This is a genomic window from Bradyrhizobium quebecense, from assembly GCF_013373795.3.
GTDB lineage: Bacteria > Pseudomonadota > Alphaproteobacteria > Rhizobiales > Xanthobacteraceae > Bradyrhizobium > Bradyrhizobium quebecense.
Genome location: NZ_CP088022.1, coordinates 6557082 through 6571734 on the forward strand (window position 1 = coordinate 6557082; position 14653 = coordinate 6571734).

A 14653-nucleotide genomic window follows, 5' to 3' on the forward strand; every position below is an offset into this window, starting at 1 on the left:
CCCATCACTTCTCAGGCTTCATGGCGGCCAGCACTCCGTCCAGCCGGTCATAATTGGTTTCCAGCGCCCGCCTGAGCATGCCGAGCCATTGATCGATCTCGGCGACCGCCGTCGGCGCCAGCCGGCACGGCCGCTTGGTGCCTTCAACGCGCCGCACGATCAGGCCCGCGCCTTCGAGCACCTTGAGATGGCGGGAGATCGCGGGCTGGGTCATCTCGAACGGCTCGACCAGCTCCATCACCGTCGCCTCGCCCAGCGCGAGACGTGCCAGGATCGCCCGGCGGGTCGGGTCGGCGAGCGCAGAGAAAGCGGCGTCGAGGTTGGGCATGCTTGATCTCGCCTCAGTTATATAACTAACTTGCTATATAACTTATTGCGTATATTCAAGCGAAATCCGCTGCGGCGAGGGCGCGCAGCGGATTGGGGTCGTCCCTTCAATGCTGGAGTTGCGCGCCGCCGGCGCGGTCAGCGGCTAAAGCATGATCCGGAAAAGCGCGAAGCGGTTTTCCGAAAAGATCATGCTCAAACAAAGAGCTAATGCGCGATGACGATTCAACCTAATCTCATCGCGCATTAGACGTCGAAAAACACTGTCTCGTTGTCGCCCTGCAGATGGACGTCGAAGGTGTAGGTGTTGCCCGCACCGGCCTTGCGCTTCGCAATCAGCGTAGCGCGGCGATCGGCCGGCACCAATGCGAGCACAGGATCGCCGGCGTTGCCGGCTTCGTCGTCGAAATAGATCCGGGTGTAGAGATGCAGCAGCATGCCGCGCGCGAACACCGCGAGCACGATGTGCGGCGCCTGCGGCTTGCCGTCAGCGTCAGGCACCACGCCTGGCTTGATGGTGTCGAACGCGTAGCCACCGCTCTTGTCGGTGCCACAGCGGCCAAAACCCTTGAAGGAGGAGTTCGGCAGCGCGCGCGCATCCTGCGGATCGGAGAAGCGGCCCTGGCTGTCGGCCTGCCAGATCTCCAGCATGCAGTCCGGGATCACGGCGCCGTCGCCATCATAGACGGTGCCTTCGACGCGGATGCGCTCGCCCGAGACGTCAGGCGTCAGCAGATTGTTGCTGAAGGCGTCGTTCCACGCATATTCGCCGTTCGGCGTCAGGCCGTACTTGAAGTAGGGACCGACGGTCTGCGAGGGCGTGATTCCATCAGGACGCTGGTTCGACACGTTACTTGGTCTCCATCGGTGTGGCGTTGCGCCCGCGCAGCACGATATCGAAGCGGTAGCACAGCGCCCATTCCGGCTTGGTGTTCTCGAGATCGAACGACGAGATCATCCGCGCTCGCGCCTTCTCATCCGTCACCGAGTTGAAGATCGGGTCGAACGGAAACAGCGGATCGCCGGGGAAATACATCTGCGTCACCAGACGCGAGATAAAGGAGTGGCCGAACACCGAGAAGTGGATATGCGCGGGCCGCCAGGCATTGTGGTGATTGCCCCAGGGATAGGCGCCGGGCTTGATGGTGATGAACTTGTAATAACCCTTGTCATCGCTCTGGGTGCGGCCGGCGCCGGTGAAATTGGGATCGAGCGGCGCCGGATGCTGGTCGACGACATGGATGTAGCGGCCGCAGGCATTGGCCTGCCACAGTTCGACCAGCGTGTTGGGCACGCCGCGGCCGTCCTCGTCGCGCACATGACCGTGCACGATGATGCGCTCGCCGAGCGGCTCACCCTTGGCCTGGATGGTGAGATCGTTGTCGTGCGCGCGCACCGTCTCATGGCCATAGACCGGCCCGGTCAGCTCCGAGAGCGTGTGCCGCATCGGGATCAACGGCTTTTGCGGCGAGCGCTTCACGGTGGAGCGGTAGTCCGGCGACAGCCGCGCCGGATGGGCCGCAAGCGATTGCAGCGGATACAACAGGGTCATGGCGAATTCCTCCGCGGCCCACGCGCCCGGTGAGCTCACATCAGATCATTATAATGCATAACCAAATTGGGGAAGGGCTGTTTTCAGCCCTTCCAAGCTATTGGATTAGTTCAGCTTTTCGATCGCGACCGCGACGCCCTGGCCGACGCCGACGCACATAGTTGCCAAGGCAAGCTTCCCGCCCCGCTTCTCCATGCCGTGCACGGCGGTCAAAACCAGCCGCGCGCCGCTCATGCCGAGCGGATGGCCGAGCGCGATCGCGCCGCCATGCGGATTGACGAAATCGGCATCTTCCTTGACGCCGAGCTGGCGCAGGCAGGCGATGCCCTGCGAGGCGAAGGCCTCGTTGAGCTCGATCAGATCGAAGTCCGACACCTTGATGCCGAGACGCTCGACCAGCTTCCTGGTCGCGGGCACCGGGCCGATGCCCATGATGCGCGGCGGCACCGCGGCCGAGGCGAGACCGAGGATCTTTGCGCGCGGGGTCAGGCCGTGCTTCTTCACCGCGGCCTCAGACGCGAGAATCATCGCGGCGGCACCGTCATTGACACCCGACGCGTTGCCCGCGGTCACCGTGCCCGGATTGCGCACGATTGGCTTCAGCTTGGCGAGACCTTCGAGCGTCGTCTCCGGCCGCGGATGCTCGTCCTTGTCGACCGTGATCGGACCGGCCTTGCCGCCGGGCACCTGGATCGGCACGATCTCCTCGGCGAAATAGCCCGACGCGATCGCGGCACCGGCGCGCTGCTGCGAGCGGATCGCCATCGCGTCCTGATCGGCGCGCGAGACCTGGAATTCCTCGGCGACGTTCTCGCCGGTCTCCGGCATCGCATCGACGCCGTACTGCGCCTTCATCAAGGGATTGATGAAGCGCCAGCCGATCGTGGTGTCGTAGATCTCGGACGAGCGCGAGAAGGCTTCCGCGGCCTTGCCCATCACGAACGGCGCGCGCGTCATCGACTCGACGCCGCCAGCGATCGCGAAATCGATTTCGCCGGCGCGGATCGCGCGGCCCGCGGCACCGACCGCGTCGAGACCGGAGGCGCAAAGCCGGTTCAGGGTCTGGCCGGGAACCGACTCCGGCATGCCGGCGAGCAGCAGTGCCATACGCGCGACGTTGCGGTTGTCCTCGCCGGCCTGGTTGGCGCAGCCGAAAAAGACCTCGTCGACCTGATTCCAGTCGAGCGTCGGGTGCTTGGCCATCAGCGCCTTGATCGGGGCCGCCGCGAGATCGTCGGCGCGCACCTTGGCGAGCGAGCCGCCGAAACGGCCGATCGGAGTCCGGACGGCATCGCAAATATAGACATCACGCATTGAATCTCTCCCTGAATGCCGCGACTTAGGCGCTGGATCGGCTGGAACTTGAGGTGAGTTTTAGGAGTGTGCCCGCGGCAGGTCAATTGACGTGGCTGGGTGGCATCAGCGCGTTCCCGTGAGGCCTCGTCATATTTCGAGCCGTGGAGAGGGTGGAAAACCCCATCCTCTTGGATAGGACCGCGCGACGAAATTTTGTAGTTTCCGCTCCCTCATGACCATTCAGCAGCCCATCCCCGTTCCGCCCGAAGCCACAGCCGCCGAGGCGCCGTCGCGCGTCACGCCGATGATGGAACAGTATCTGGAGATCAAGGCGGCCCATCCCGGCCTGTTGCTGTTCTACCGGATGGGCGATTTCTACGAGCTGTTCTTCGAGGACGCCGAGATCGCCTCGAAGACGCTCGGCATCGTGCTGACCAAGCGCGGCAAGCATCAGGGCGTGGACATCCCGATGTGCGGCGTTCCGGTCGAGCGCTCCGAGGACTACCTGCATCGCCTGATCGGCGCCGGGCACCGCGTCGCGGTGTGCGAGCAGACCGAAAATCCCGCGGAGGCAAAGGCCCGCGGCAACAAGAGCGTGGTCCGCCGCGGCGTGGTGCGGCTGGTGACGCCGGGCACGCTGACCGAAGACACGCTGCTCGACGCCCGCACCAACAATTACCTGATCGCGATCGCGCGCGCCCGTGGCTCGGCCGGCGCGGATCGTCTCGGCCTCGCCTGGATCGACATCTCGACCTCCGAATTCATGGTAACGGAGTGCGCGACATCAGAGCTTGCGGCAACACTGGCGCGGATCAATCCGAACGAGGCCATCGTCACCGACGCGCTCTATAGCGACAACGAACTCGCGCCGACCCTGCGCGAGCTGCCCTCGGTGACGCCGCTGACCCGCGACGTGTTCGACAGCGCCACCGCGGAGCGGCGGCTGTGCGACTATTTCGCGGTCGCGACCATGGACGGCCTCTCCGCGATGTCGCGGCTGGAGGCGACTGCCGCGGCCGCGGCCGTCACCTATATCGACCGCACCCAGGTCGGCAAACGTCCGCCGCTGTCGCCGCCGGCGCGCGAGGCTGCCGGCACCACGATGGCGATCGACCCGGCGACCCGGGCCAATCTCGAACTGACGCGCACGCTGGCCGGCGAGCGCCGCGGCTCGCTGCTCGATGCGATCGACTGCACCGTCACTGCGGCGGGCTCGCGCCTCCTCGCGCAGCGCCTTGCCGCGCCGCTCACCGATGTTGCCGTGATCGCGCGGCGGCTCGATGCCGTCTCCGCCTTCGTCGCGGATTCCGCGGCGCGCGAGGACATCAGAACCGTGCTGCGCGCGGCACCCGATATATCGCGCGCGTTGGCGCGGCTCTCGGTCGGCCGCGGCGGGCCGCGCGACCTTGCCAGCCTGCGTGACGGCATCCTCGCCGCCGACCAGGCGCTGGAGCTGCTGGCGCAGCTCGCTAGTCCCCCGGCCGAAATCTCGACCGTGATGGCGGCGCTACAGCGTCCGTCACGCGATCTGGCGCAGGAATTCTCCCGCGCACTCTCCGAGCAATTGCCGCTGATCAAGCGCGACGGCGGCTTCGTCCGCGAAGGTTATGAGGCCGCGCTCGACGAGAGCCGGAATTTGCGCGATGCCTCGCGCCTCGTCGTCGCCGCGATGCAGGCGCGCTATGCCGAGGACACCGGCATCAAGACGCTGAAGATTCGGCACAACAATGTGCTGGGCTATTTCGTCGAGGTCACCGCACAGCACGGCGACAAGCTGTTCGCACCACCGCTCAATGCGACCTTCATCCATCGCCAGACGCTGGCCGGACAGGTTCGCTTCACCACTTCGGAACTCGGCGAGACCGAGGCCAAGATCGCCAATGCCGGCGAGCGCGCGCTCAATCTCGAGCTCGAGATCTTCGAGCGGCTGAGCGCGCTGGCGCTCGCCGCCAGCGACGATCTGCGCAACGCCGCGCATGCCTTTGCGATGCTCGACGTCGCGACCTCGCTGGCGAAGCTTGCGATCGACGACAATTACGTGCGGCCCGACGTCGACGGCTCGCTCGGCTTTGCGATCGAGGGCGGCCGCCATCCGGTGGTCGAGCAGGCGCTGAAGCGCGACGGCCAGCCGTTCATTGCCAATGCCTGCGATCTGTCGCCCGCGCCCGGACAGAAATCCGGCCAGCTCTGGCTGATCACCGGTCCGAACATGGCCGGCAAATCGACCTTCCTGCGCCAGAATGCGCTGATCGCGCTGCTGGCGCAGATCGGCTCTTATGTGCCGGCGTCGCGGGCGCGGCTCGGCATCGTCGACCGGCTGTTCTCGCGCGTCGGCGCCGCCGACGATCTGGCGCGGGGACGCTCCACCTTCATGGTCGAGATGGTCGAGACCGCCGTGATCCTGAACCAGGCGAGCGAGCGGTCGCTGGTGATCCTCGACGAGATCGGCCGTGGAACGGCGACCTTCGACGGCCTGTCGATCGCCTGGGCCGCGATCGAGCATCTGCATGAGAGCAACCGCTGCCGCACGCTCTTTGCCACCCACTATCATGAGCTGACGGCGCTCTCGGCCAAGCTGCCGCGGATGTTCAACGCCACGGTGCGGGTCAAGGAGTGGCAGGGCGACGTCGTGTTCCTGCACGAGGTGCTGCCGGGCTCCGCCGACCGCTCCTACGGCATCCAGGTCGCAAAACTCGCCGGCCTGCCGCCCGCGGTGATCACGCGCGCCAAATCAGTGCTGGCGAAACTCGAGGCCCAGGATCGCGGCCAGACCGCCCGCGCGCTGGCCGATGACCTGCCGCTGTTCGCCGTGCCCTCCCGCGCCGCAAGTGAGGACAAGCCGCCGAGCGAGGCGGATTTGCTGGTCGAGGCGGTGAAGGCGCTGCATCCCGACGAGATGTCACCGCGCGAAGCGCTGGATGCGCTGTATGCATTGCGGGCGAAACTGCCGAAGGGGTAGCGCTCTCCATCGTCATTGCGAGCGAAGCGAAGCAATCCATCGTTCCACATACGCGGAGAGATGGATTGCTTCGTCGCTGCGCTCCTCGCAATGACGTGGCTACGCTTTCCCGCTCTTCCTTCGCCCGATCTGCCACAGCGCCAGGTTCCACGCGACACAGGTGGCGAGCGCGCAGCAGAGGCCGATGGGCGAGCCGAATTGCAGCACCGCGACGTGCAGCACGGCGATGCCGAGACCGAAGCCGAGCAGACCCCAAGCGCTGTTGGCGAGCACGGCGGCGGTCGCGGGGCCGCCGATCCGCGGATGCAGGATCAGCATCATCGAGGAGAATACGATCGGAAATAGCGCGATCACGCCGGTAACGCGCGGACCGACCCAGGTCGACGCAGTGACGACCGTGCCGACCAGGCTTGCGACCAGCGCAGCGCGCAGCGGGATGTCGTACCAGCGCCGCGCGATGAGCGGCATCTTTGCGACGTGCCGATAAGGCCTCAGCAGCGGAATGCAGATCGCAAACGCTATGGCATTAAGGATCAGCCCGCCGGCGAGTGTCCACGCGAACTGGCGGATGATGGTGCCGAGCACGAGCCACAATGCGATCGCGCTTCCCGCGCTGATCCACATGCTGAAGCGCTGCGCCAGCACGACATAAGTGAGGCCCATGAAGATCGTCGCCGCATTGACCGGCAGGCTCGACAGCGCGCCCTCGGCGATGAAGGCGGCGTCATGGTCGAGCGCAAGGAAGGTGTAGGACGGCCCGGCCGAGATCGGCAGGGTTGCGATCAGCGCGCCGATCACCGGCCCCGAACGTTCCGTGATGATGGACGCGCTGACCACGAAGGCGGCGGCAACCGCCATGCGCAGCACGAGGAGCAGGACGAAATGGAGTTCGGAGGACATCGAGCGTCGTCCCGGCGAAGGCCGGGACCCATAACCACGACAGCTAGTGGGGAACGAAAGCCGTCGAACAGCAGGATTTCAACGATGGGACACGGCGTATGGGTCCCGGCTCCCGTGCGCAATTGCGCACTAGGCCGGGACGACGCGCTAAACCCGCTGCATCGTCACCGACACTTTCGGGCCGTTCTTGATGGTCTGGTAGACCACGCAATAACGCTCGGTGAGCTTCAGCAGCAGATCGAGCTTGTCCTGCGGCGCGTCGGTGCCGACGTCGAAGCGCAAGCGGATCTCGCGGAAGCCGACCGGGGCCTCCTTGTCGACGCCGAGCGTGCCGCGGAAATCGAGATCGCCTTCGGCGAAGACGTTGCCGACCTTCAGCGGCACCTCGACGGCAGTCGCGACCGATTTCAGCGTGACGCCGGCGCAGGCGACCAGCGCCTCCAGCAGCATGTCGCCGGAGCAGAGCTCGAGCCCGGAGCCGCCGGTGGCGGGATGCAGGCCGGCGACCGCGAGCGCGCGGCCGGTTTCGACCTTGCAGGAAAGACTTTCGCTGTCGATCGTGGCCTTGGCCTTCAGCGTGATCACGGCGGCCGAGGGGTCGGCCTTGTAGCGCTCCTTGATCGGAGCCTGCATTGCGCGGAGTTCGGCGGAGTCCATGGACTTGTCTCCCGGCTATTCTTCTTGGTCTTCGGATGTAAGACCTTCAAGAGCGGATGTCACCACCACATCGCCTCGCCGGCGCTGGATTTAGCGGTGAGATCGCGCAAGCGGTCCGGTCGAGCCGAGATCGATCACACCGGCGTCGAGGAATTCGAGCGCCTTTGTTGGAGCTGGCCGGCTGCACCGAGATGATGCCGTCGTTGAGCTTCAGGCGCGCCGGGAAATTTCTGCATCAGCAGATCGGCTCGCCACCAATCAAGAAACAATCATTTAATTCAATGAGTTAGACTTGCGATCATCGGGAAAATCTCTACCCTTCACCAGATGGCGCGGAAGTGGTCTTGCGCGAAGCGCCGCCACGAGAGCATGGAGCGGCTGTCCATATACTTTGGTCAGTGACAGCAACAGCTCCGTCCGATATCGGATGAACGTATGGACAGCGTCGTAGCCGAAGTCCGCCCTGAAGCGGATGGTCGTTTCGAGACCGAGCGGATCACCGCGGCGGTCAATGCACTCGCCGAACAGCATGCCGGCCGCGAGGACCAGTTCCGCGCCGCGATGGCGCAGCTGCTCAAGACCGAGCTGATCGCGGCGCGCGCCACGGCGCAGGAGCTGCTGCTGAAGGACCGCCACGGCCGCCGCTGCGCCGAACGGCTGTGCTTCGTGCAGGACGAGATCATCCGCATCCTCTACGCCGCGGCGACCCGGCATCTCTATCACTCGCCGATCCCCTCGGGCGCCGAACGCATGGCGGTGGTCGCGACCGGCGGCTATGGCCGCGGGTTGATGGCGCCGGAATCCGACATCGATCTCTTGTTCATCCTGCCCTACAAGCAGACCGCCTGGGGCGAGCAGGTCGCCGAAGCCATCCTCTATTGCCTCTGGGACATGGGGCTGAAGGTCGGCCACGCCACGCGCTCGGTCGATGAATCGATCCGCCAGGCGCGCGGCGACATGACGATCCGCACCGCGATCCTGGAGACCCGCTTCCTGACCGGCGACCAGCCGCTCTATGACGAGCTGGTCGAACGCTTCGACAAGGAAGTGGTGCAGGGCACCGCTGCGGAATTCGTCACCGCCAAGCTCGCCGAGCGCGAGGAGCGGCATCGCCGCGCCGGCCAGTCGCGCTATCTGGTCGAGCCCAACGTCAAGGACGGCAAGGGCGGCCTGCGCGACCTGCATACGCTGTTCTGGATCGCGAAATACGTCTACCGCGTGCGCGAGACCGACGAGCTCTTGGAACGCGGCGTGTTCGACGCGCAGGAGTACCGCACCTTCCGCCGCTGCGCCGACTTCCTGTGGTCGGTGCGCTGCAATCTGCACTTCTTCGCCGGACGCGCCGAGGAGCGGCTGTCGTTCGACATGCAGCGCGAGATCGCGGTGCGCCTCGGCTACACCTCGCATCCCGGCATGCAGGACGTCGAGCGCTTCATGAAGCACTACTTCCTGATCGCAAAAGACGTCGGCGATCTCACCGCGATCCTGTGCGCCAAGCTCGAGGAGGAGCACAACAAGCCGGCGCCGGTGCTGAGCCGGATGGTGGCGCGGCTGCGGCCCGGCACCAAGCGGCGGCGGGTGGCCGGCAGCGACGACTTCATCGTCGACAACAACCGCATCAACCTCGCCGCCCCTGATGTGTTCAAGCACGATCCGGTCAACCTGATCCGGATCTTCCGCCTCGCGCAGCAGAACAACCTCGCCTTCCATCCCGATGCGATGCGTACGGTGACGCGCTCGCTGAAGCTGATCAACACCCAGCTCCGCGACAACGAGGAAGCCAACCGCCTGTTCATGGAGATCCTGACCTCGAACGACGCGGAGACCGTGCTGCGGCGGATGAACGAGACCGGCGTGCTCGGCCATTTCATCCGCGCCTTCGGCAAGATCGTGTCGATGATGCAGTTCAACATGTATCACCACTATACGGTGGACGAGCATCTGCTCCGCTGCATCGGCTTCCTGCAGGACATCGAGCGCGGCGGCAACGAGGAGTTCACGGTCGCCAGCGACCTGTTCCGCAAGATCAGGCCTGAGCACCGCCCGGTGATCTATATCGCGACCCTGCTGCACGACATCGCCAAGGGCAGGCCGGAAGATCACTCGATCGCCGGCGCCAAGGTGGCGCGGCGGCTATGCCCGCGGCTCGGCTTCTCTGCCGCCGATACCGAGCTGGTGGCGTGGCTGATCGAGGAACATCTGACGATGTCGACGGTGGCGCAATCGCGCGATCTGTCGGACCGCAAGACCATCGAGAATTTCGCCGCCGTGGTGCAGTCGGTCGAGCAGATGAAGCTGCTCACGATCCTGACCACCGCCGACATCCGCGGCGTCGGCCCCGGCGTCTGGAACGGTTGGAAGGCGCAGCTCCTGCGCACGCTGTACTATGAAACAGAGCCGGTGCTGACCGGTGGCTTCTCCGAGGTCAACCGCGCCCAGCGCATCGCGGTGGCGCAGGCCGAGTTCCGCCGCGCCTTCACCGAATGGCCGGAGGTCGAGCTCAACGCCTATATCGGCCGGCACTACCCGGCGTACTGGCTCAAGGTCGAGCTGCAACGCAAGATCCGCCAGGCGCGCTTCATCCGCGCCAGCGAGCAGGCCGGCCACAAGCTCGCGATCAATGTCGGCTTCGACGAGGTCCGTGCCGTCACCGAGCTCACGATTCTGGCGACCGACCATCCCTGGCTGCTGTCGATCATCGCCGGCGCCTGCGCGTCCGCCGGTGCCAACATCGTCGACGCGCAGATCTACACCACGACCGACGGCCGCGCGCTCGACACCATCTCGATCTCGCGCGAATACGATCGCGACGATGACGAAGGCCGCCGCGCGACGCGGATCGGCGAGATGATCGAGCAGGTGCTGGAAGGCAAGCTCAGGCTGCCCGAGGCGGTGGCGAAGCGCGCGGTGCGCAGCAAGGCGCGGCCATTCGTCGTCGAGCCCGAAGTGACCATCAACAACCAGTGGTCCGACCGCTACACCGTGATCGAGGTCTCCGGCCTCGACCGCCCCGGCCTGCTCTACCAGCTGACCACCGCGATCTCGAAGCTCAACCTCAACATCGCCTCGGCGCATGTCGCGACCTTCGGCGAGCGCGCCCGCGACGTGTTCTATGTCACCGACCTGCTCGGCGCCCAGATCACCGCGCCGACCCGGCAGGCCGCGATCAAGAGCGCGCTGCTGCATCTGTTGTCGACCGAGGACCAGGCGGCGAAGCCGGCAGCGTAGGCCGAATCGTAGAGGCGCATAGGCCTGTCCCGTCATCCTGAGGAGGCCGCGGAGCGGCCGTCTCGAAGGATCGACGGCCCGGCTATTCGAACGAGTCGGAGTACGCGGAAGCGTCCGGGCCGTTCACCCTTCGAGACGCGCGTTCCGCGCTCCTCAGGATGACGGAATGGAAAGCGCTCGCGGAAGGAGCAACACCGCGAAGCCCGATCGCAGCACTTCAACCGAACAGCCGCATCAGCAGGGCCTTGCCGACCGGCGCTGCGCGGACACTGCGGAAGGCGCGGACATATTCGCCGGCATAGAATGCGCGCACGACATTGATCCGCGTCGCAACCGCGTCCTCGAAACGGACGCCGAAGCCATCGCGGGTGCGGCGGACCACGAGCGCGGCCACGTTCTGTCCGTAGACATTGCACTTGATCGAGGCGCCGATTGCGGGAGGGGCGCGATCGATGAAGCGCGCGCCCGAGATCGAAATGTCGACCATCCGGACCAGCCGCGGCTCCGTACCTTCGTGAATCAGGATCGGCTCGTCACGTTCGAAGCGCTCGGCCTTGCGACGCCGCGGCTGCTCGATGCAAATGAAGCACACGATCGCGAGCACGACGCAATTATAGAGGCTCCAGGCCAGCGCCAGCCCGCCATAGGCGATGCTGTCGCCGCGCAGATGCAGGATGAATGCGTAGGCGATCGCCAGCAGCGTGATGAGCAAGGCGCTGCCATAGAGCCGCAGCAGCGGCCACTCGATGAAGCGGCGATTGCGGTCGCCGCCCTTGGCCGTCACCTTGAACTTGTGGCCTTGCGGCTTGGCGAGGCCGGTCACGACCGCCTTCAGGACCGCGGGGGCTGCGATGTATTGCGACACGTCGGTCATGATCGCGAGCGAGCGACCGCGCGAGATCCAGGCCATGGTGAAGGCGTGCCAGACATAGAACGGCATGAAGTACTTCAGAAGCTCGAACAGATCGGCGTGAACCGCCTTGATGCCGAACAGCAGATAGAGCCACGGCACGACGAGGCCGAAAACCTTGGTGCCATAGACCGCCGCCCAGCTCATGAAAGCGTCGACCAGCGACAGCCGGTCCATGAAGGCGAGCTTCGATTGCCGCGAGAACGGCCCGCTGCGGCCCCTGAAGATCTGCATGAAGCCGAGACACCAGCGCCCGCGCTGCGTGATGTATTCCTTCAATCCCTCCGGCGCGAGGCCGATGGTCAGGCGCTCGTTGAGATAGACCGTGCGCAATCCCCCTTCCTTCAGGCGCAGCGTGACGAGATAATCCTCCGTCACCGAATCGGTCGGAAAGCCGCCGATCTGCATCAGTCCGGAGTAACGGATCAGCGATGAGGTGCCGCAGCAGAACGCGGTGCCCCAGGCGTCCTTGGCCGGCATCAAGATGTCGAAGAAGAAACGCTGTTCGTCGGGCCAGACGTCGGTTGCGGCGAGATTGGTCTGGATCGGATCCGGATTGATGAAGTGCTGCGGCGTCTGCACGACGCCGACGGTGCCGTCCTGCATCAGGCTCATCGCCCGCGTCAGGAAGTCCGGCATCGGGACAAAATCCGCATCGAGGATCGAGACGAACTCCGGCCGGTCCGGCAGCCCGGAAACGTGCTGGAGCGCATGATTGATGTTGCCGGCCTTGGCATGGCGGTTGTCCGGACGGGTCAGATAGTTGCAGCCGAGCTCCTGGGCGAGCCGGCGCAGCCAGAGCCGCCGTCCGTCGTCGAGCACCCAGACGCGGTAGTTGGGATAGTTCAGCCCGGTGGCGCCGATGATGGTGCGCTCGAGGATCGCCTTCTCTTCATTGTAGGTGCAGATGAAGACGTCGACGCGCGGCGCATTCGTCGACGTCCTGGATCGGCGCAGGATGGCATTGACCGCGGGCGAACGGTCGATGGTGCGGCTGAGGAACAGCAACGACAGGCACACCGCGATCATCGAGGCCGCCTCGGCCGCCACGAAGGGATAGCCGACCACCGCGTCGGCGGTGAGCCCCAACGGCGGCAAGGTCTGGGTCACCCGCCAGACGAAGTAGTGCAACAGCAGCAGGAACGATATGCCGGTCATCATGACGCGCCCCAGCGTCTGCTCGTGCCGGAGCAGCGGCAGGATCGCAAGACAGGCGCCGAAGGCAACCAGCCCGGGCGCGAATGCCGCCATCATGACTTTGCCGCGTCCGTGTTGAACACCACCCGCCCGGTGCGGCCGACTGCGCATTCCTTGCCCGTGGTATCGAGCTCCGGCATCGAGACCGTCACCCGGTACGGTTCCTTGTTCAGCGCATCCGGATTGATCGCAAGGTTCGCGGGCGCCCCCGATGCACCGGTGAGGTTGACGATCTCACCCTTGATCGAAGCGCTGCCGTCGTTCGGCTCAAAGCTCGCCTGCTCACCAAGCCTGAGGCGGTTATAGACGCCTTCGGTGACATTGGCGGTGACCACCGCACCGCTGCAATCAAGCAGCTTGAGCAGGGGCTGCCCGGCCCTGACGTCCTCGCCCGGCGACGTCATCATCTCCCAGATGCGTCCGCCGACCGGCGCCTTGATGTCGGCTTCCGCCCGGTTAACGTAGTGCAATTGCTCCGAGGCAATCTCGTGGGTGAGCCAGTCGATCTCCGCATCGGAATGCACCAGATCGGCGCGCAGATCGCTGACGCGCTGGCGCATCTCCTCTTCGCGTTGCACGGAACTCGGCCGGTCATTGTAGCTGTCGCCAAGATAGGTGCCGTTCCTTGCCGCGGTGAGTTCGACCTTGGCGGCGTCGAGCCGGCGCTGCGCGCCTATCTCGGTCTGATGGGCGATCGCCTGCTCGCGCGTCAGCCGGGCCATTTCGACCGTCGAGACGCTGCCCGACTTGATCAGCGACGAGGCGCGTTCAACCGCCGCCGTCGCTTCTTCCCGTCGCGCGGCCGCGGCCTCGATCGCGGTCTGAATTTCGGCGATGCGCGCCTCGAGCTGGAGGATGCGGCCGTCGCGGAACTGGGCCGCCTGGCGCGCGAGGTCCTGTTGCGACGTCTCGGCGGCCGCAAGCTTTGCGGCGAGACTCGGGCGCTCATTCTCCATCCGGGACATCTGCCGCCGGAGATCGTCGAGCCGCACCCGATCGCCGCGCGCGTTGACGACATGAAGGATCGTATCGCCTTCGTGGACCACACTGAGCTGCGTGGAGCTCTGCGGCTTCGCACTCACGGTGCCGTCGATCGGCGAGCGCAGGGTCACGATCCTGGCATTGACCACAGCCTCGACGCTCGAGGTCTGCAGCACGGCCTTCAGCGGCAGCCATCCGAAGATCGCGACGAGGGCGAGGCCAATGCCGACCTTGAGCAGGCGTCGAACCCACCGGCCCGAGCCTGCAGGCGCTTCGGGATGGGGGGCGCTATCATTGACAGGCTCGCTGACCGGCTCGTCGTCCGCCGGCTGCAATCGGTCCTGCAAGTCGCGCTGCAATCCCCGCGCGCCCGCTTCCTCGTCCTTGATGACGGAAATATCGCCTTCGGGAAGCGGCTTCTGCGGCTGTGCCTGATTCATGATGACCGGCCCCTGAACTGTCAGTGCGCAAACCAACGCACAACTCGGCGGAGCGATGTTGTGGCCCGACAGATCCAATAATCAGGTGCTTCAGAGGCGGCTAAAGCGAACCGGCCATCTTTCGGAAAAACTGCTGCAATTTGTCACGTTCAGGAGCTCGGTGCACCTGCAGGGACTGAGCCCGGAATCCATCAGGGCCAGGGCTA

Annotated in this window: 10 protein-coding genes; 2 read left to right on the top strand and 8 right to left on the bottom strand. The window is 65.4% G+C overall.

What is annotated here, in order from left to right; translation table 11 throughout:
* Positions 1-4: 4 nt before the first annotated feature.
* The 4 genes from HU230_RS31570 to pcaF form a co-directional block, all read right to left on the bottom strand.
* Positions 5-328 carry an ArsR/SmtB family transcription factor gene (locus HU230_RS31570; protein WP_173640060.1) on the bottom strand — a complete coding sequence of 108 codons (324 nt, stop codon included), beginning with the start codon at positions 326-328 and terminating at the stop codon, positions 5-7.
* 245 nt (positions 329-573) lie between these two features.
* A complete protein-coding gene (gene pcaG / locus HU230_RS31575) occupies positions 574-1176 on the bottom strand; it encodes a protocatechuate 3,4-dioxygenase subunit alpha (RefSeq protein ID WP_176528468.1) in 603 nt (200 codons plus the stop codon).
* Between the two features lies 1 nt (position 1177).
* Positions 1178-1879, bottom strand: coding sequence for a protocatechuate 3,4-dioxygenase subunit beta (gene pcaH / locus HU230_RS31580; protein ID WP_176528467.1), 702 nt, complete (start codon positions 1877-1879; stop codon positions 1178-1180).
* 105 nt (positions 1880-1984) lie between these two features.
* Complete coding sequence (gene pcaF / locus HU230_RS31585; protein ID WP_176528466.1) at positions 1985-3193, bottom strand: 3-oxoadipyl-CoA thiolase; 1209 nt, start codon at positions 3191-3193, stop codon at positions 1985-1987.
* Positions 3194-3407: 214 nt separating this feature from the next.
* On the opposite strand from pcaF, the gene mutS reads away from it, so the two are divergent.
* On the top strand, positions 3408-6134 hold the full coding sequence (gene mutS, locus HU230_RS31590; RefSeq protein ID WP_176528465.1) for a DNA mismatch repair protein MutS: 2727 nt from the start codon (positions 3408-3410) through the stop codon (positions 6132-6134).
* Between the two features lie 99 nt (positions 6135-6233).
* Here the strand turns inward: mutS and HU230_RS31595 are convergent, their stop codons facing one another.
* Both HU230_RS31595 and HU230_RS31600 read right to left on the bottom strand, forming a co-directional pair.
* Complete coding sequence (locus tag HU230_RS31595; protein WP_176528464.1) at positions 6234-7034, bottom strand: hypothetical protein; 801 nt, start codon at positions 7032-7034, stop codon at positions 6234-6236.
* 147 nt (positions 7035-7181) lie between these two features.
* Positions 7182-7691, bottom strand: coding sequence for an OsmC family protein (locus HU230_RS31600; protein WP_176528463.1), 510 nt, complete (start codon positions 7689-7691; stop codon positions 7182-7184).
* A gap of 435 nt (positions 7692-8126) precedes the next feature.
* On the opposite strand from HU230_RS31600, the gene HU230_RS31605 reads away from it, so the two are divergent.
* The gene (locus tag HU230_RS31605) at positions 8127-10919 is read left to right on the top strand and encodes a [protein-PII] uridylyltransferase (RefSeq protein WP_176528462.1); all 2793 of its coding nucleotides are present in this window, start codon (positions 8127-8129) and stop codon (positions 10917-10919) included.
* Between the two features lie 217 nt (positions 10920-11136).
* Here HU230_RS31605 and HU230_RS31610 read toward each other — a convergent pair whose 3' ends face one another.
* Positions 11137-13083 (bottom strand): glycosyltransferase, encoded by a 1947-nt coding sequence (locus tag HU230_RS31610; RefSeq protein WP_176528461.1) that lies wholly within the window; start codon positions 13081-13083, stop codon positions 11137-11139.
* Positions 13080-14447 (bottom strand): HlyD family secretion protein, encoded by a 1368-nt coding sequence (locus HU230_RS31615; protein ID WP_224943757.1) that lies wholly within the window; start codon positions 14445-14447, stop codon positions 13080-13082. Before HU230_RS31615 ends, HU230_RS31610 begins: the two co-directional genes overlap by 4 nt.
* Between the last annotated feature and the right edge of the window lie 206 nt (positions 14448-14653).